This window comes from Cupriavidus sp. 05L411 (assembly GCF_056398045.1).
This window is the reverse complement of sequence record NZ_JBFTOQ010000078.1, coordinates 1-18,337: the sequence shown is the minus strand read 5'-3', so window position 1 is coordinate 18,337 and position 18,337 is coordinate 1. Positions and strand designations below refer to the sequence as shown.

The 18,337-nt window shown below is 64.4% G+C and carries 15 protein-coding genes, 1 tRNA gene and 1 pseudogene; 10 read left to right on the top strand and 7 right to left on the bottom strand.

Going from position 1 to position 18,337, the window contains the following annotated elements; translation table 11 throughout:
• Positions 1 to 215 precede the first annotated feature (215 nt).
• The 8 genes from pta (at position 216) to AC1DQR_RS38555 (ending at position 7,562) form a co-directional block, all read left to right on the top strand.
• A complete protein-coding gene (pta, locus tag AC1DQR_RS38590) occupies positions 216 to 1,244 on the top strand; it encodes a phosphate acetyltransferase (protein ID WP_477134968.1) in 1,029 nt (342 codons plus the stop codon).
• Complete coding sequence (locus AC1DQR_RS38585; RefSeq protein WP_477134967.1) at positions 1,241 to 2,002, top strand: sulfite exporter TauE/SafE family protein; 762 nt, start codon at positions 1,241 to 1,243, stop codon at positions 2,000 to 2,002. Before pta ends, AC1DQR_RS38585 begins: the two co-directional genes overlap by 4 nt.
• A gap of 85 nt (positions 2,003 to 2,087) precedes the next feature.
• Positions 2,088 to 2,164, top strand: a tRNA-Arg gene (locus AC1DQR_RS38580).
• 295 nt (positions 2,165 to 2,459) lie between these two features.
• Complete coding sequence (locus tag AC1DQR_RS38575; RefSeq protein ID WP_416050723.1) at positions 2,460 to 3,341, top strand: LysR substrate-binding domain-containing protein; 882 nt, start codon at positions 2,460 to 2,462, stop codon at positions 3,339 to 3,341.
• A gap of 179 nt (positions 3,342 to 3,520) precedes the next feature.
• Positions 3,521 to 4,270, top strand: coding sequence for an SDR family NAD(P)-dependent oxidoreductase (locus AC1DQR_RS38570; protein WP_416050724.1), 750 nt, complete (start codon positions 3,521 to 3,523; stop codon positions 4,268 to 4,270).
• A gap of 78 nt (positions 4,271 to 4,348) precedes the next feature.
• Positions 4,349 to 5,674: an MFS transporter gene (locus AC1DQR_RS38565; RefSeq protein WP_416050725.1), complete on the top strand. Its 1,326-nt coding sequence runs from the start codon at positions 4,349 to 4,351 to the stop codon at positions 5,672 to 5,674.
• A gap of 44 nt (positions 5,675 to 5,718) precedes the next feature.
• Positions 5,719 to 6,564, top strand: a complete 846-nt coding sequence (locus AC1DQR_RS38560; RefSeq protein ID WP_416050726.1) for a transketolase — start codon at positions 5,719 to 5,721, stop codon at positions 6,562 to 6,564.
• Entirely contained in the window at positions 6,561 to 7,562 is a 1,002-nt protein-coding gene (locus AC1DQR_RS38555) for a transketolase family protein (protein WP_416050727.1), read from the top strand. Before AC1DQR_RS38560 ends, AC1DQR_RS38555 begins: the two co-directional genes overlap by 4 nt.
• 124 nt (positions 7,563 to 7,686) lie before the next feature.
• On the opposite strand, the gene pyk is transcribed toward AC1DQR_RS38555, so the two are convergent.
• The 5 genes from pyk to AC1DQR_RS38530 all read right to left on the bottom strand — a co-directional run bounded on the left by pyk (position 7,687) and on the right by AC1DQR_RS38530 (position 14,068).
• Complete coding sequence (gene pyk / locus AC1DQR_RS38550; RefSeq protein ID WP_477134966.1) at positions 7,687 to 9,117, bottom strand: pyruvate kinase; 1,431 nt, start codon at positions 9,115 to 9,117, stop codon at positions 7,687 to 7,689.
• 3 nt (positions 9,118 to 9,120) lie between these two features.
• Complete coding sequence (locus AC1DQR_RS38545; RefSeq protein WP_416050729.1) at positions 9,121 to 10,416, bottom strand: glycerate kinase type-2 family protein; 1,296 nt, start codon at positions 10,414 to 10,416, stop codon at positions 9,121 to 9,123.
• Positions 10,417 to 10,443: 27 nt separating this feature from the next.
• Positions 10,444 to 11,802 (bottom strand): dicarboxylate/amino acid:cation symporter, encoded by a 1,359-nt coding sequence (locus AC1DQR_RS38540; RefSeq protein WP_416050730.1) that lies wholly within the window; start codon positions 11,800 to 11,802, stop codon positions 10,444 to 10,446.
• A 93-nt stretch (positions 11,803 to 11,895) separates the two neighbouring features.
• Positions 11,896 to 12,864, bottom strand: a complete 969-nt coding sequence (locus tag AC1DQR_RS38535) for a tripartite tricarboxylate transporter substrate binding protein (RefSeq protein WP_477134965.1) — start codon at positions 12,862 to 12,864, stop codon at positions 11,896 to 11,898.
• A 127-nt stretch (positions 12,865 to 12,991) separates the two neighbouring features.
• Complete coding sequence (locus AC1DQR_RS38530; RefSeq protein WP_416050732.1) at positions 12,992 to 14,068, bottom strand: tartrate dehydrogenase; 1,077 nt, start codon at positions 14,066 to 14,068, stop codon at positions 12,992 to 12,994.
• Between the two features lie 147 nt (positions 14,069 to 14,215).
• Between AC1DQR_RS38530 and AC1DQR_RS38525 the strand changes: the two genes are divergently transcribed.
• Positions 14,216 to 15,139 (top strand): LysR substrate-binding domain-containing protein, encoded by a 924-nt coding sequence (locus tag AC1DQR_RS38525; RefSeq protein ID WP_416050733.1) that lies wholly within the window; start codon positions 14,216 to 14,218, stop codon positions 15,137 to 15,139.
• Between the two features lie 109 nt (positions 15,140 to 15,248).
• Here AC1DQR_RS38525 and AC1DQR_RS38520 read toward each other — a convergent pair whose 3' ends face one another.
• Together AC1DQR_RS38520 and AC1DQR_RS38515 are read right to left on the bottom strand one after the other, a co-directional pair.
• Positions 15,249 to 16,955, bottom strand: a complete 1,707-nt coding sequence (locus AC1DQR_RS38520) for a cobaltochelatase CobT-related protein (protein WP_477134964.1) — start codon at positions 16,953 to 16,955, stop codon at positions 15,249 to 15,251.
• Positions 16,956 to 16,969: 14 nt separating this feature from the next.
• Positions 16,970 to 17,947: an AAA family ATPase gene (locus AC1DQR_RS38515; protein WP_416050735.1), complete on the bottom strand. Its 978-nt coding sequence runs from the start codon at positions 17,945 to 17,947 to the stop codon at positions 16,970 to 16,972.
• 182 nt (positions 17,948 to 18,129) lie between these two features.
• On the opposite strand from AC1DQR_RS38515, the pseudogene AC1DQR_RS38510 reads away from it, so the two are divergent.
• Positions 18,130 to 18,337 (top strand): annotated as a pseudogene (locus AC1DQR_RS38510) (sulfoacetaldehyde acetyltransferase); the annotation flags it as partial.

Here is an 18,337-nt window from a genome sequence, read left to right as displayed (position 1 = left end):
ACCTGCAGATGCACCACGGCAAGACCACCATCATCGAGATCATGTGCACCCGTGAGCTCGGCGACCCGTTCCGCCGCGATGCGCTGGCCAAGCCCGTGCGCATGCTCGATAAGTACAAGGACTACGTTTGAGCCAGTGAGTTAGCGGGCGCTTGGCCGGTGGCCGGAGGCAGCGCCCGCTGCTTCCGGCCATTTTCCATTCTGAGCGACCCCATCATGAAAGCGATCAACCGCATCATCGAGCGCGCCCGCGCCGAACCCAGGCGCATCGTGCTGTGCGAGGCCGAAGACCCGCGCATCCTGCAGGCCGCGCAACGCGCGGCCCATGAGGGCATCGCGCGCATCGTGCTGGTGGGCGACGCGGCGCGCATCCGCCAGGCGGCCGCCAGCGAGGACATCGACCTGGCCGGCATGGACGTGATCGACCCCGCCACCTCCGCGCTCACGCCATCCCTCGCGCAGAAGCTGTTCGCCCTGCGCGCGAAAAAAGGCATGACGCTGGAAGACGCCAGGCGCGAAGTGCTCAAGCCCCTGTGCTTCGCCAACCTGATGGTGCGCCTGGGCCATGCGGACGGCTCGGTGGCCGGCGCGGTGCACACCACCGCCGACGTGGTGCGCACCGCCATCCAGGTCATCGGCATTCACCCGGCGTTCAAGCTGGTATCGAGCTTCTTCCTGATGATGCTGTGCGAGCCGTTCCATGCATTGAAGGGCGGCCTGATTTTCTCCGATTGCGGGCTGGTGGTGGATCCCGACGCCTTTGAGCTGGCCGAGATCGCCATGGCCGCGGCCGACAGCGCGCAAAACCTGCTGATGGATGCCCCGCGCGTCGCCATGCTGTCGTTCTCCACCAGCGGCAGCGCCCGGCATGCCGCGGTCGACAAAGTGGTGCAAGCCACGCGCCTGGTGCAGGTGCAGCGCCCGGCGCTGGCCATCGATGGCGACGTGCAGCTCGATGCCGCCATCGTTGCCGAGATCGCCAGGAAGAAGATCGATCACTCCAAGGTGGAAGGCCGCGCCAATGTGCTGGTCTTTCCCAGCCTGGAGGCCGGCAATATCGGCTACAAGCTGGCCGAGCGCGTGGGCGGCGCCAAGGCAATCGGGCCCTTGCTGCAAGGGCTGCAAAGGCCAGCCAACGATCTGTCGCGCGGCTGCAGCGCCGACGATGTGTTCTACGTGATCGCCGTCACCGCGGTGCAGGCGCAAGCCCAGCCGGAAGCCCCGATGGCCGCATGCCAGCCATGACCGCAAACCACCTGCTGCCGCTGCTCGCGCTGATGGGCGCGGCAAGCTACTTCCAGACGGTGACCGGCTTTGGCCTGGGCATGATCGTGATGGGCGCGACCAGCGGGCTGGACCTCGCGCCGGTGGCGACCGTTGCCACGCTGGTGAGCCTGGTGACGCTGGCCAACAGCGCCGTGGCGCTGCCCGGCAAGCTGCATCACGTCGACTGGCGCGCGGTAGGCGCGGCCACGCTCGGCATTCTGCCCTCCGTGGTGGCCGGCGTGCTGATCCTCGACTACCTGAGCAGCGCCGCCGCCGGCATCCTGCAATGGCTGCTGGGCGCGGTGGTGCTGTACGGCGGCGTTAGCGCCGCGCTGCGCCCTGCGCCGCTGCCACGGCGCTCCGGCAACCGCAGCTTCTTTGTCAGCGGCATCCTTGGCGGCTTGCTCAGCGGCATGTTTGGCGTGTCCGGGCCACCGCTGATCTTCCAGTTCTATCGCCAGCCGCTGTCGCTGGTGGAGATCCGCTGCGCGCTGATTCTTGTGTTCACCGCGACCTCCGTGACGCGCACCTTGTTCAGTGCGTGGCAAGGGCAGCTCAGTGCCGACATCTGGATACAGGCAGCACTTGCCGTGCCGGTTGTGGCATTGACCACGATGGCGGCCCGGCGTTTTCCGCCGCCGCTTTCGGCGGTGGCAACGCAGCGGATTGCGTTTGGGGTGCTGGTCATGATCGGCGGGTATTTGATGCTGCCGGGGCTGGTTGATCTGGTGACTTAGCCCGCCAGTCAGGGACGGCCCCTAACTTTTATCTGCGTACCCCCTTGTATTTTTCGCCAGGTGCGATATAGTCCTGCCCTCGCGTGCGGCTGTAGCTCAGTTGGATAGAGTACTTGGCTACGAACCAAGGGGTCGTGGGTTCGAATCCTGCCAGCCGCACCACCTGACACAAGTAGCAAACCAACGGCTTAGAGAACTTTGATCTCTAAGCCGTTTTTGCGTTTTGCCTGGCGCATCACGCATCGCCCTCGCATGGCTACCGGCTCTGAAACGCCCCTCCGGGTGCCGGCTGCCAAATTGACGCTGGAATTGGGCCCCGCTTACACTACGTCATCGATACCAGCATCGGCACCTGCTTGCCGGTCGGGACAGCGCAGATGACACCACACCAGCTTCGGTACTTTACCGCCAGCCACGCCCGCCCATGCGTACTGCTGCCGTTGCCCGAGAGCCGAACATGCGCATTCCGCCGCTGAAGTCGATCATCGCGTTCGAGAGTGTCGCGAGAACAAAGAGCGTTAGCCGGGCATCCGAGGAACTGGGCCTGACCGCGTCAGCGGTGAGCCATCAGATTGCCAACCTCGAGACCATCATCGGCCAGCCGCTATTCTTCCGGCAGGGGCGAGGGCTGACGCTGACGCCGGTCGGAGAGCAATACCTGCGCGACGTCACGGGATCGCTTGCGGAACTGAACCGCGCCACCGAGCGCGCATCGAGCCAGGCGGAAGTCGACATCCTCAGGGTGCATTCGAGCCCAAGCTTCGGCCTGATGTGGCTGCTGCCGCGATTGAAGTCCTTCCAGGCCGACAACGGCGACATCCAGCTGAATATCGCCTGCTCCTACGAGGATGTCTCCTTCACAAGCGGCTACTACGACGTCGATATCCGCTACGGCTATGCGCACTGGCGGGACTTGCAGGTCAAGACATTGCGCAACGAGTTCATCGCGCCCCTTGCCTCCCCCGAGTATCTTGCCAAACACCCCATACGCACGCCGGCTGACCTGCTGGGCCAGCGCCTGGTCTTCTCAGAGACACCACTTGTCCAATGGCAGCAATGGTTTGCCAGGTTTGGCGTGTCCGGCGGCGAGCACCAGGCGTTCGACTTTTCCTTTGACCGCTCTTACATGTCGCTGGAGACCGCGGCACTGGGCATTGGCGTGGCGCTGGAAAGCATGCTGCTCGCGTCGGTCCATATCGGCAAGGGAACGCTGGTGCCGGTCTTTGACCAGACGTATGCCGTTGAGGTGGGGGGCCATCACATCGTCTGCCCGTCGCAGAACGCGGATCTGCCCCGGGTACAGCGCTTTCTCGACTGGATCGACCGGGAATTGAAGTAGCCCAGCCGCGTCATAGGTAGTCGGCGGTCTTCTCTATTGCGCGATGCACAATAGCCTCGCCTCCCGGAATCCAATCCCTCAACTGAAAATTTCTCAGCAATAGCTGAGATGGACTGCATTGATCGGCGCTGCCCGAGGCACGACACTCGAATCATCATTTCAACAGCCAGGAGACAAAGATGATGCTCGAGAACAAAGTTGTGATCGTAACCGGCGCCGCCTCCCCCCGCGGCATCGGCAGGGCAACGGCAAGCGCCCTTGCCGCGCAGGGCGCCAAGGTGGTGGTCCTGGACCTGCGGCAGGCTGACGCTGAGCGCGCAGCGCTGGAACTGGGCGCAGGTCATCTTGGCATCGCATGCGATGTGACCGACCGCGAGGCCTGCCATCTGGCAGCACGCGCCACCCTGGAAAAATACGGCCGGATCGATGGCCTGGTCAATAACGCGGGGATTACGCAGCCGGTACGGACACTGGACATCCAGCCCGCCAATTTCGACGCCGTGGTCGATGTGAACCTGCGCGGCACGCTCTACATGTCGCAGGCCGTCCTCCCGCAAATGAAGGAGCAAAGGCGCGGCAGCATCGTTTGCATGTCGTCGGTCTCCGCGCAGCGTGGCGGCGGCATCTTCGGGGGGCCGCACTACAGCGCGGCCAAAGCGGGCGTACTTGGCCTTGCACGTGCCATGGCCCGCGAATTCGGTGGCGACAACATCCGCATCAACTCCATCACGCCCGGCCTGATCCAGACGGACATCACCGGCGACAAGCTCACCGCGGAAATGCGGGCCGACATCATCAAGGGGATTCCGCTGGGCCGCCTGGGTGACGCCGCCGACGTGGCCAATGCTTGCCTGTTCCTGATCAGCGACCTGTCCGCTTACCTGACGGGCATCACGCTCGACGTCAATGGCGGGATGCTGATTCACTGATCGTCCTCGACGACCGCCTTTGGCTGGCGAAACAATCCGCGCACCCGGGCGAACCCGGGGCGCATGGCAGGAGACAACATGAAAACCAAATACGCTTCGCCCGTTGCGGGCGATGTGATGGCGCACGCGGATGCCGCCACCTTTGAATCCAGAACCTACGCAAAAGTGGTACGGCGCCTGATACCGTTCCTGATGCTTTGCTACCTTGGCGCCTATCTGGACCGGGTCAACGTGGGATTCGCCAAGCTGCAGATGCTCAATGACCTGCGCTTCAGCGAAACGATCTATGGCCTCGGCGCCGGCATCTTCTTTCTTGGCTATTTCCTCTTCGAAGTCCCGAGCAACGTGATCCTGCACAAGGTGGGTGCGCGCAACTGGCTCGCGCGCATCATGCTGACATGGGCTGTCATCTCGGCGAGCTTCGCGTTTGTCAGCAGCCCCACTTCCTTCTACGTGTTGCGTTTCCTGCTCGGCGTGGCGGAGGCCGGATTCGCGCCGGGTGTCATCCTTTACATGACCTATTGGTTCCCATCGGAACGACGGGCCAAAGCGCTATCGATGTTCTTCATGGCGATTCCGCTGGCGGGCATCGTGGGCGGGCCGCTTTCCGGCTACATCATGCACGCGTTCCACGGCGCGCTGGACCTGGCCGGGTGGAAGTGGCTGTTCATGCTGGAGGCGCTGCCATCGCTCATTCTCGGCATTGCCATCCTGCTCTACCTGGACAACGGCATCCAGAGTGCGAAGTGGCTCACCGAAGCGGAGAAGGCGCTGCTTGCGCGCAACGTCGCTGGCGACAACGCCCAGAAGGTCTCGCACGTGTCGATTCGCGCGTTCATCGCCGATCGCCGGCTCTGGCTGATGGCGGCCATCTACTTCTGCGTCGTGCTCGGACAGTATGGCCTGACGTTCTGGTTGCCGACCATCGTCCGGAAGGCTGGCGTCGCCGATCCCTTGTGGGTAGGCATCCTCACCGCCCTGCCATACCTGTGCGCGATTGTTGCGTTGCCACTGGTCGGCATGAGCGCGGACCACCACCGCGAGCGGCGCCTGCACCTGGCGATCCCGATGCTGGTGGCGGCGGCGGGCTTTGCGACGCTTCCTCTGCTTGGTGGCGTCGGCGCGTCGCTCGTCTGCCTGAGCATCGCGGCGGCGGGCATCCTGACGTCGTCGTCGCAGTTCTGGGCGTTGCCCACCGCTTTGCTGGGTGGCATGTCGGCAGCGGCCGGGATCGCCGCTGTCAACTGCGTTGCCAACCTCGCAGGGTTCTTTTCCCCGGCCATCGTCGGCTGGCTCAACGATCTGACCGGGAAATCGACGGCCGGCCTGATCTTCATCTCGGTTGCCATCGTGCTCGGCGCATTGCTTGTCTTCCTTGTCCCGGCGAAGGCAGTCAACCGCTGAGATTTCCCATTCCCTTGACCATCAGATACACGCAGGAGACGAACATGCATTCATCCTCATCCGACGCGTCCGTGCCATTGCCAGAGCGCGCCTATCGCATCCGCAGGAATGCCCTGTTGATGGGCGAAGTGCAGGGCCAGGGCTATATCGGGCAAGCACTCGACATTGCAGACGTCCTGGCCGTCGCGTACTTCGGCGCCATGAAGTACCGTCCGGAAGATCCCGAGTGGGAGGGGCGAGATCGCTTCCTCCTGTCCAACGGGCACTACGCCATTGCCTTGTATGCCGCGTTGTTCGAAGCAGGCATCCTGCCTGCGGACGAGCTGGAGACGTATGGCAGCGACGATAGCCGCCTGCCGATGTCAGGCATGGCAAGCTACACGCCTGGCATGGAGATGTCCGGCGGTTCGCTGGGACAAGGCCTGACGATTGCCGTTGGCCGCTGCCTGGGCCTCAAGCGCAAGGGCTCCGATGCCTTTGTCTATACGCTGTTCTCCGATGGCGAACTGGATGAAGGCGCGATCTGGGAAGGGATCATGTCGGCCAGCCACTGGAAGCTGGACAACCTGATCGCGATTGTCGACGTCAACAACCAGCAGGCCGACGGGCCATCGACGCAGATCATGGCGTTCGAGCCGCTGGTGGAAAAGCTGGAGGCGTTCGGCTGGTTCACGCAGCGCGTGGATGGCAACGATATCGCGGCGGTGGCGGCGGCGTTCGATGCGGCGCGGTCGCATCCGGGCGCGCAGCCTCGCATCATTGTTTGCGATACACGCATGGGCTGCGGCGTTCCTTTCCTGGAGCAACGCGAGAAGAACCACTTTATCCGCGTCGACGCCCACGAGTGGCAGCTCGCGCTGGAAGCACTGGAAGCCGGGAGACAAGCATGAGCAACGCAACCTTGACCAAGCCGAGACTGAAGACGTCGGCGATGATCGCCTCGATTGCCGGAGAAGGCCAGGCGACGCGCCCTGCCCCGTTCGGACATGCGCTGGTGGAACTGGCCCGCAACAAGCCCAACGTGATCGGCATGACGGCCGACCTCGGCAAATACACCGACCTGCATCTCTTTGCCAAGGCGTTCCCCGAGCGTTACTACCAGATGGGCATGGCCGAGCAGCTGCTGATGGGCGCAGCCGCCGGCCTGGCGCACGAGGGGGCGCAACCCTTTGTCACCACGTACGCGGTCTTTGCCACACGCCGCGCCTATGACTTCATGCACCAGGCCATCGCCGAAGACAACCTGGATGTGAAGATCGTGTGCGCGCTGCCCGGCCTGACGACAGGCTACGGGCCAAGCCATCAGGCCGCCGAGGACCTGGCGTTGATGCGCGCGATGCCGAACATGACCGTCATCGACCCGTGCGACGCGCTGGACATCGAGCAGATGGTGCCGGCCATCGCGGCCCATCGCGGCCCAGTCTATGCGCGGCTGCTGCGCGGCAACGTGCCCGTGGTGCTGGACGAATACGACTATCGCTTTGAGCTTGGCAAGGCAAAGCTGCTGCGCGACGGCGCGGAGGTACTCGTGATCTCGTCGGGCATCATGACCATGCGTGCGCTCGAAGTGGCCAAGGCGCTGGAGGCGGATCGCATCGGCGCGGCTGTGCTGCACGTGCCGACGATCAAGCCCCTGGACACCGAGACCATCGTGCGCGAGGCAAGGCGCTCCGGCCGGCTCGTCATCGTCGCCGAGAACCACACGGTGATCGGTGGTCTTGGCGAAGGCGTGGCGGCAGCGTTGATGCGCGCGGGCGTCAGCGTGCCATTCCGGCAGATTGGCCTGCCGGACGCGTTTCTTGACGCTGGCGCACTGCCTACGCTGCATGATCGCTACGGCATCTCGGCCAACGTCATGGCGGCAACCATCAAGGGCTGGCTAGGCTGACGAGCAACGAAAGGCCGCAGGCAAGCACGCGCGGCCCGGCGGCGGTGGGGTAACCACTCACCGCCCCCAATCCACAGCACCCTTGGTCGGGCCTCAAATACTGATGTCGTGGGCGCCAAGGTCTTCAGCCGGCCGGCTGGCCAACTGTTGCGATGCGAAGCAGGTTGGTCGTGCCGGGCGTGCCAAAGGGCATGCCCGCGGAGATCACGATGACTTGCCCCGAAGTGGCAAAGCCTTCGCTCTCGGCTGTGTCGCAAGCGTAGGTAGTCATCTCGGTGACGCTCTCCACTTCATGGATGATGACCGCATGGACACCCCAGACGAGTGCCATGGCACGCGCAGCATGCAAGTTCGGGGTCATGCCGATGATGGGGGCATCGGGACGCTCGCGCGACATGCGCATGGCGGAATAACCCGAGCTTGTGTACGCCACGGTGGTGGCTACGTGGAGAAGCCCGGCCACGCGGCGCATTGCGCTGCCGATGGCGTTGGCGATGTCCGGCTCCGGCGGGGTCTGCGATGCCTCCATGACCTCCCTGTAATACGGGTCCGCCTCCGTTTGCACGATGATGCTGTTCATCATCTGCACGGCTTCGACGGGGTACTTCCCGGAGGCCGACTCCGCGGAGAGCATGACGGCATCCGCGCCATCGTAGATGGCGGTGGCAACGTCGGAAGCTTCGGCGCGCGTCGGAACCGGCGCGCTCACCATGGATTCCAGCATCTGCGTGGCGACAATGACGGGCTTGCCCGCTTTGCGGCAAGCCTGCACGATGCGCTTCTGGATCGATGGCACCTGCTCGGCGGGCATTTCGACGCCAAGATCGCCGCGGGCGACCATCACCGCGTCGGTTTCGGCGACAATGGCATGCAACTCGGCGATGGCCGCGGGCTTCTCCAGCTTGGCGACGATGCTGGCGCGGCTGCCGACAATCTGCTTGATCTCGCGAATATCTTCCGCGCGCTGGACAAAAGACAAGGCGATCCAGTCGACCCCGAGCGACAAGCCGTAGTCCAGGTCCTCGCGGTCCTTCGCGGTCAAGGCCGACAGCGGCAGCACGACGCCTGGCACGTTGACGCCCTTGCGGTCGGACAGCACCCCACCGTCGATCACTTCGGTCTCGGCATGGTCCGGCCCGAATGCCTTTACCCGGAGGCGGAGCTTCCCATCGTCGAGCAACAGATCCGTCTGCGCTTTCAGCGCCGCGAAGATCTCGGGATGAGGCAGCGCAACCCGGGTCGCGTCGCCCGGGCGGTCCTTGTCCATGTCAAGCCGGAACGTCTGGCCTTGCACGAGCGTAACGGGACCGTTCGCGAACTGCCCCACGCGCAGCTTTGGCCCTTGCAAGTCCAGCAAGATGCCGATTGGCCGTCCCAGCTCCGTCTCCAGATCCCGGATGAGGTTGAGGCGTGCCTTGTGGTCGGCATGCGTGCCGTGACTGAAATTCAGCCGGAAAACGTCGGCGCCGGCCATGAACAGGCGGCGAAGGGTTGCAGCATCGCTGCTGGCCGGTCCGACGGTGGCGACAATCTTGGCATTTCGAGTGCGGCGCATGATCTAGCATCCTTTCCCGGCCGGGCTGGTAATCAGCAAGGCGCGGAAGTCGTTGACATTGGTAAGCGTGGGGCCCGTGACGATGGAGTCGCCAAGCGCCTCGAAGTAGGTGTGTCCGTCGTTGTTGGCGAGAAAGGCATGTGGCACCATCTCCCTTTGCCAGCCTCGCGCGAGTGTCGTGGGGTCGGCGTATGCGCCAGCGATCTCTTCGATGCCGTCCACGCCATCCGTGTCGGCGGCCAGCGCAAAGACATTCGGGTGACCGTCCAGCGCAATGGCCAGGGAAAGCAGGAATTCCACGTTGCGCCCGCCGCGGCCATCGCCTTTGACTGTGACGGTGGTCTCCCCCCCTGACAGGAGCACGCACGGAAGCTGGAATGGCTCCGTTCCCTGCGCGGCCTGGAAGGCGATGCCGGCCATCACCTTGCCGACGTCGGCGGCCTCGCCTTCGATACGATCCCCAAGTACATAAGGCTGGATGCCCGCTGCCGCCGCCGCCCGCGCTGCGGCGGCAAGGGAGATGGCAGGCGTCGCGATCATGCGCACCTCGCTGCGCGCGAGCCGTTCATCGCGAGGCTTGACGGATTCCCCGCTGCCGGACGCCAGCAGACGCTCGGCGCTGGCCGGGAGCAGGATCCCGTAGCGCCGGACGACATCCAGCGCGTCCTGGCATGTGGTCGCGTCGCATACCGTTGGCCCGGATGCAATATTGACCGGGTCGTCGCCGGGTACGTCTGAAATCAACAGCGTCACGACGCGAGCCGGATGGCACGCAGCGGCAAGCCTTCCGCCTTTAATGCCCGAGAGATGCCGTCGCACGCAGTTCATCTCCGAGATGGTCGCGCCGCTGGCCAGCAGCGCCTGGTTGACGGCACGTTTTTCCTCCAGGGTGATGCCGGCCAGCGGAAGGCTGAGCAGCGAGGATCCGCCGCCGGAGATCAGGCAGATGACCAGATCGTCCGGGCACAGCCCCGAGACCATGTCCAGCATGCGAACCGCGGCACGCTGGCCAGCCGCGTCGGGTACCGGATGCGCGGCTTCGACGACTTCGATGCGCAAGGTTGGCGCGGCGTGGCCGTACCGCGTCACAACCAGGCCAGCGAGCGGACCTGGCCAAGCCTGTTCCAGCGCCCGGGCCATGCTGGCGGCGGCCTTGCCGGCCCCGACGACGATGGTACGGCCGACAGGCGGCTCGGGCAATGCGCACGCCAGGCAGTCCTGCGGGTCCGCTGCGGATACGGCAGTCCGGAAAAGCGACGCCAGGAATGCCCGGGGGTTTTCAATGGTGAGGTGTTTCACGATGCGCTACCTGTTTCCGTCCTGGTGTCAAGCGCTCTTGCGGGCGTCGGCGGCGTAGTTCGGCTGCAACGGCACCAGCGGGATGGGTTCCGGCGCGACACCTTCGTAGAGTTGCTCCAGGTCCTCGGGGTCGACTTCGCCATTGAGGACGCGTTGGACGCGGTCCTCGTCGAGTGCGCCGACCCACTTGGCAATCGCCATGGTCGCAACCGCGTTGCCGATGGTGTTGGTGATGGCGCGCGCCTCCGACATGAAGCGGTCCACCCCAAGCAGGAGAACCATGCCCGCCACCGGAATCTTCCCCAGCGACGCGAGCGTCGCCGCCAGGGTGATGAAGCCCGAGCCGGTGATGCCCGCGGAACCCTTCGAAGTCAGCAGCAGCACACCGAGCACGACGAACTGGTCGGTGAGGGTCAATGGCGTGTTGGTTGCCTGTGCGATAAAGATCGCTGCCATGGTGTAGTAGATGCACTGGCCATCGGGGTTGAAGGTGAGGCCCGCCGGCACCACCAGCCCGACGACGGGCTTCGACACGCCGACGTTCTCCAGCTTGCGCATCAACTGCGGAATGACGGATTCCGATGAGCTCGTTCCCAGCACGGTCAGGATTTCGTCCTTGATGTACTTCAGGAATTTGAACAGGCCAAATCCGCAGATGCGGCAAATCGTACCCAACACAATCAGCACAAACAGCGCGCAGGTCCCATACATGGTGGCGACCAGCTTGCCAAGCGATGCAATGGAGCCAAAGCCATACTTGCCCACCGTGAATGACATGGCGCCGAACGCGGCAGCCGGCGCGAAACGCATGATCATGCCGACGATCGCGAACATGGCATTGGCGAACGAGTCCAGCGCGGCGACGAACGGCTTGCCGCGCTCTCCCAGATGGGCCAGGGCCACGCCCATGAATACCGAGAACACGAGGATCTGCAGGATGTCGTTCTTGGCGAGCGCATCGACGATGCTCATCGGCACCAGGTTCAGCAGGAAGTCCATGATGCCTTCGTGCTTCACCTGTGCCGTATAGGCGGCAATGCTCTTCGTGTCGAGCGTCGCCGGGTCGACGTTCATGCCATGACCGGGCTGTACCACGTTGACCACGATGACGCCGAGCAGCAGCGCAAACGTCGACAGCACTTCGAAGTACAGCAAGGCACGCCAGCCTACCCTGCCGAGATCCTTCATGCTCTCCATCTTGGCGATGCCGAGCACGACCGTCGCGAAGATGATGGGTGCAAACACCATCTTGATGAGGCGGATGAAGATATCCCCAAGTGGTTTGAGCTCGCTGCCGATATGGGGCATGAAGATGCCCAGCAGGATGCCCGCCGCCACGGCAATGAGCACCTGGACATACAGTGAGCTGATGAGTCGCCTTTTCATGATGTCTCCTGTGGCGACGCACTTGCAGCGCTGCCTGTCTTGCCTTCATCAACGGGATGCGGCCGACGTCTTCGCGACGGCCGTGCCGCTTGGTCAGTCCATGCTTACGCGCGCCTCTTTGACGAGCTTGCCGAAGCGGGTGACTTCGTCCTTGATCTGGGCCGTCATCTGGGCCGGGGTGTTGCCGACCGGCTCCGCGCCGATGGCAGCGAATTGTTTCTTCACATCGGGGAGTGCCAGGGCCTTGGTGATTTCCGTGCCAAGCCGGTTCACGATCTCAGGCGGCGTGCCGGTAGGGGCAAGGATGCCGAACCAGGACGCGATGTCGAAGCCGGGCAAGCCAGACTCGGCAAGGGTAGGCACATCCGGCAGTGCGGAAGAGCGCCTGGCCGTGGCGACCGCCAGCGGCTTGAGCTTGCCTGCCTTGATGTAGGGCAGCGCGGATGACGCGGTGTCAAACATCATCGACACCTGGCCACCCATCAGGTCGGTGATAGCCGGAGCGCTCCCCTTGTAGGGAATGTGGACGATGTGGGTGCCGGTCTGTGCCTTGAATTGCTCGCCGATCAGGTGATGGGCCGTGCCGTTGCCATTGGACGCGTAGGTCAGCTTTCCCGGGTTGGCCTTGGCATAAGCGACCAGCTCCTGCACGTTCCTGGCCGGGAAGCTTGGGCTGACGACGAGCACGTTCGGCACGATGGCAACGACGGAGACCGGTGTCAGATCCTTTTGGACGTCGTAGGAGAGCTTTTTGTAGACGTTCGGTGCGATGGTGTGATGCACCGCGCCCATGAGCAGCGTGTAGCCATCTGGCGCGGACTTTGCCGCGGCGTCGGCGCCGATGGTGGCACCGGCGCCTGGCCGGTTTTCGATGATGACGGGCTGGCCCAGCGCCTGCGTGAGCTTTTGCCCCACGGTGCGGGCAAGGACGTCCGTGGTGCCCCCCGGCGGAAATGGGACGATGAGGCGAATCGGCTTGGTGGGATATGCCTGGGCGAAAGCGGTGCCAGCGCCGAGCACGAGGCCGAACGCTATCACCGCAGTCCGGATCACGGATTGCATGCCTGTCTCCTGATGGAATACTTTCTTGGCCGGCCCACCCGGGGCCGACTCGGTGCGGGTCACCTGTGCCGGTGCTAACCCGCTAGCTGTTTGCTGCGGCGCGGCGAGCCGCGCTTCCTGCTTAGCCTCAGGCCGCCTTCCTGACCTGATTGGCCAGCACCTTGCAGATGGCTTCGGTGACGGACGCGGTGGTCGCATTGCCGCCCAGATCCGGGGTGAAGACGCCGTTGGCGGTGATCTGCTCGATGGCTGCCATCAGGCGGTCCGCCGCGGGCTTCTCGCCCAGATGCTCGAGCATCATGGCCGCGGTCCAGAAGGTGGCGATGGGATTCGCCACGCCCTTGCCCGTGATGTCGAAAGCGGAGCCGTGGATCGGTTCGAACATCGACGGGAACACGCGTTCCGGGTTCAGGTTGGCGGTCGGTGCGATGCCGAGGCTGCCGGACAGCGCCGCAGCCAGGTCGGACAGGATGTCGGCGTGCAGGTTGGTCGCGACCACCACGTCCAGCGTATGGGGCTTCAACACCATGCGCGTGGTCACGGCGTCAACCAGTTCGCGGTCAACCTTGACGTCCGGATAGTCCTTGGCGACTTCGTAGAAGATCTCGTCCCACATCACCATGCCGAAGCGTTGCGCGTTCGACTTGGTCACCAAGGTGAGGTGTTTGCGGGGGCGCTTCTGCGCGATCTCGAAGGCGAAGCGGTGGATCCGCTCGACACCGGCGCGTGTGAAGACAGCGGTTTCCGTGCCGGTCTCGATGGGCAGGCCGCGGTGGGTACGACCGCCGTTGCCGGCATACTCGCCTTCCGAGTTCTCGCGGATGATGACCCAGTCGATGTCCTTGCCATTGGCCAGCGGGCTCTTCACCCCTGGCAGTACGCGTGCGGGGCGTACGTTGGCGTACTGGTCGAAGCCCTGGGCAATCGGTAGGCGCAGGCCCCACAGCGACACGTGATCCGGCACGTTCAGGGCGCCCACTGCGCCAAAGAAGATGGCGTCGAACTGCTTCAGGCGTTCCAGCCCGCCTTCGGGGATGTAGTAGCCTTTCTCCAGATAGTAGTCGGAGCTCCACGGGAAATGCTCGACGCTCAGCTTGAAGCCGCCATCTTGCCCCGCCAGGGTCTCCAGCACTTGCAGACCGGCAGAGATGACTTCCGGGCCAATGCCATCGCCAGGGATGGCTGCAATCTTGTATTCACGCATCGCGTTGCTCCTCTCATTGTTTTCCACAAACCAAAGGCCGCTTTCCACCGCCAGGTATGCCAGCGTCCTTCTGTGACCTAACTATCGTTGAAAACCGAGGGAGTAAGATGAACTGTATTTCAAACTAATATTAACTTGAGGTTGAAGATGGGACAGCCTTCGGAACTTGCTTTCTTCGCCGGCCTGGCCAAGGCGGGCAGCCTGTCGGCCGCAGCGCGTGAGCAAGACGTCACCCCCGCAGCCATCAGTAAACGGCTAGCTCAAATGGAGAAGCGGCTTGGGGTGCGGTTGCTGAACCGGACAACGCGGCGCATCGGCCTGACCGCCGAGGGTGAGGTCTACCTCGAGCACGCCCGGCGCCTGCTCGCGGAGATCGAGGATCTCGACCAGCTGATCTCCAGCAGCCATGTGGCGCCGCGAGGGACACTGAGGGTCAACGCTCCGCTGGGGTTCGGGCGAACCTACATTGCGCCCGCCATTTCCGATTTCGCCAAGCGATATCCACAGATGGAGGTGCAACTCCATCTGACGGACAGGCCAATGAACCTGGGCGATGAGGGATTTGACATAGGGATCCGGTTCGGCGAGATCCCGGACACACGCCTGATGGCGCGGAAGATTGCCGACAACCGGCGTTTGGTCTGCGCCGCGCCCTCGTATCTGAAAACCCACGGCACGCCGGTCACGCCGCACGATCTGACGCAGCATCAATGCATCGTGCTGCGCCAGAACGACTCCGCCTATGGCATCTGGCGCTTCGCCAAGGGGAAGAAAACGGAAACGGTAAAGGTACGCGGCGCCCTGAGCAGCAATGACGGCGAAGTGACGCTGACGTGGGGCTTGGCCGGGCAAGGGATCTTGCAACGCGCGGAATGGGATCTTGCCAAGTACCTCCGAAGTGGCCGCCTGGTCTTGCTGCTCGAAGACTATGCCCTACCACCAGCCGACATATTTGCCGTCTTTCCGGAGCGGCTGAACATGTCGGCCAAGGTCCGGGCGTTCCTCGACTTTCTCGTTGCGCACTTTGAAGGCAAGCGGCTCAGGGCACGTGGGGGTACCTCTTCTTGGTAAGCATAAACAGCCTGGCGATGAGGCCGGCGCCGGTACGACGAAGATGGCCTGCCCGTAGCCGCCCGGAAGGGCAAAGCGGCGGGAGCGGCGGGAGCGGTGAGAGGGCCCCTCAGCGCCGCCCCCCAATCCACCGCACAATTTCCCCAAACACCGGCATATCCATCGGCACCGACAAGTCCAGCGCCAGGCAGCGGCGGTAGTACGGGCTGAGGTCCAGCCCCACGCCAAGCCCCAGCACCTCCACGTCGCGCAGTGTCTCGTTGCGCGCCACCACTTCCTTCAGGTGGTTGTCCAGGTAGAACGCATCGTTGGCTTGCCCCGTGGCGCTGTCCATCGGGCTGCCGTCGGACACCACGATCAGGATGCGGCGGGTCTCGGCGCGCGCGAGCAGCCGCGCGCACGCCCAGTCGACTGCCTCCCCGTCCACGCCTTCGCGGAACAGGTCGGCCTTGAACAGCGCGGCRATGTTGGCGCGGGCACGCCGCCAGCTCGTGGCGGCGTCCTTGAACACCATGTGGCAGGCTTCATTCAGCCGCCCGGGATGCGCGGGCCGGCCGCGGGCCAGCCAGTCGAGCCGGGCGCGGCCGCCATTCCACGCGCCGGTGGTAAAGCCCAGCACCTCGCTGGCCACGCCGGCCTGGTCGAGCGCGCGCGTGAGGATGTCGACCATCATGGCTACCTGCTCGATATGCGCTTTCATCGAGCCCGAGCAATCGATCAAAAAGCTCACCGCGCAGTCCGCCTGCAGCCGGTGCCGCTCTTGCCGGAACAGACGGCGCTCGGCCGGCGAGGTGACCAGCTGCGCGAGGCGCCGGCCATCGATGCGGCCGTCTTCCTCGCCAAAGGACCAGCCATCGCGCTGCGGCACGGCGAGCGATGCCGTCAGCGCGCGTGCCAGCCTTGCCACGTTGATGCCTTGTTCGGCGATGCGCCGGTCGAGGCGTTCGCGGTACTCCGCCAGCAGGTCCTTGCGCACCAGCGTGCCGGGGGCGATCTCCCGGTCGTAGCGCGTGGTGTAGGCGCGGTAGCCTTGGCCGCACGCGTGCAGCACGCGGCTGTTGCCTGTGGCCGCCATGGCCATGGCTTCGAGCTCATCATCCTCGCACCCGAGCGCCAGTGAGAACGCCACGCGCACGGCTTCGTTGTCTTCGGCCTCTTCCTCATCGGCTTGCATCCCGTGCGTGCGGGTGGCGCGCAGCATCTCGCCCACCAGCCGTGCCAGTTCGAGGGCATGGATCGCAAACGCGCCCTGCTCCGCGCGGTGCCGGCGCAGGCCCGCCAGCGGCACGCCGAGCACCGGCACGATGGCCGCGCGCGTGGCTTCGATCAGGTCTTCGGTGTCTTCCAGCACCGGCCAGCCCGACAGGCRCGACCACGCAATCTGCGCCACGGTGTACAGCAGGATGCCAAGGTGGCTCTCGGCCAGGCCGCTGCGATGGAAGTCGCGGGACCAGGCCGCAAAGCGGTGCCGCAGGTTCTGCGCGACGCCCGGCATGCCGGCTGGGAGTTGCGACTCGCAGCGCAGTTGTTCCAGCAGCTCGAACACCAGCCGTTCCACCGGATCCGCCGGGCACAACTGCTTGTGCATATCCGGGTCCGAATGCGCAAGCCGTAGTGCCGCCCCATCCGCCGCGCCGCGCAGGCAGGCAAAATCATCCGCCTGCGGGTCGGTGCGCAGGTGCGGCGCATGCAGCGGCAGCGGCCGCAGGTCGCGGCACAGGCGGCCGTCACGATAATGCAGCGCGCGGTCGCCTGTGAGCGCGCGCACCACCGCCGCGCACAGGGCCTCGCGCTGCTGGCCGCGGCGGTTTGCCATCCGGGGCGGCGGCATCAGCACGGCTGCGACGCGTCGCCGAGCGCGGCTTCCACTTCCCGGCCAAAACAGCGCTGGAAATACTCGCCCACGATCGGGCGTTCGGCGTCGTCGCATTTATTGAGAAAGCTCAGCCGGAACGCCAGCGCCGGGTCGCGGAAGATCTGGCAGTTTTCCGCCCAGCTGATCACCGTGCGCGGCGACATCAGCGTGGACAGGTCCCCCGTGGCAAAGCCCTTGCGCGTGAGCTCGGCCACGCTCACCATCGAAGCGATCAGCGCGCGGCCAGCGTCGTCCGCCAGCTCCGGCACGCGGGCCAGCACGATGCCGGCCTCTTCCGCGCGCGGCAGGTAGTTGAGCGTGGCGACCACGTTCCAGCGGTCCATCTGCGCGTGATTCAGCATCTGGGTGCCGTGGTACAGGCCGTTCAGGTTGCCAAGCCCCACGGTGTTGGTGGTGGCGAACATGCGGAACGCCGGATGCGGATGGATCACACGGTTCTGGTCCAGCAACGTGAACTTGCCGTCGCGCTCCAGCATGCGCTGGATCACGAACATCACATCGGGGCGGCCCGCATCGTACTCGTCGAAGATCAGCGCCACCGGGCGCTGCAACGCCCACGGCACGATGCCTTCCTGGAACTCGGTGACCTGGCGGCCGTCGCGCACCACGATGGCGTCCTTGCCGACCAGGTCTAGCCGGCTGATATGGCCGTCCAGGTTCACACGCACGCAAGGCCAGTTCAGGCGTGCCGCCACCTGCTCGATATGGGTGGATTTACCGGTGCCGTGCAGGCCCTGCACCATCACGCGGCGGTCCCGCGTAAAGCCGGCCAGGATCGCCAGCGTCACTTCGGGGTTGAAGCGGTAGGCCTCATCGATCTCCGGCACGTGGTCATCGCGCTCGCTGAACGCCGGCACCATCAGGCCGGAGTCGATGCCAAACAGGGTGCGTGCCGCGACCATCTTGTCCGGTTTGCCAGTCACGATATCCATCACGTCGGTCTCCTTTGGGCGCCGCCCTTTCAGTCATGATAGAGCAGTTTCGTTTTTAGATACAAATAATCTCGTTTATTGGTTTCACCTATTGACCTTCGCCTCCATGTGCCATACATTTTTGGCAACAACACTTTTCGGGACGATTAGTTCCGTTTTGATAAACAGACCGGAGACACACCATGAGCGAACACCTGCCTGAAGCCATCAAGACCACCGCGCTGCCCGCCACTACCGGCCCGCAGGAGATGACCCCGTCGGAAGCCTTTGTCGAGACCCTGGCCGCCAATGGCGTCACCGACATGTTCGGCATCATGGGCTCCGCCTTCATGGACGCCATGGACATCTTCGCCCCCGCCGGCATCCGCCTGATCCGGCATCCGCCTGATC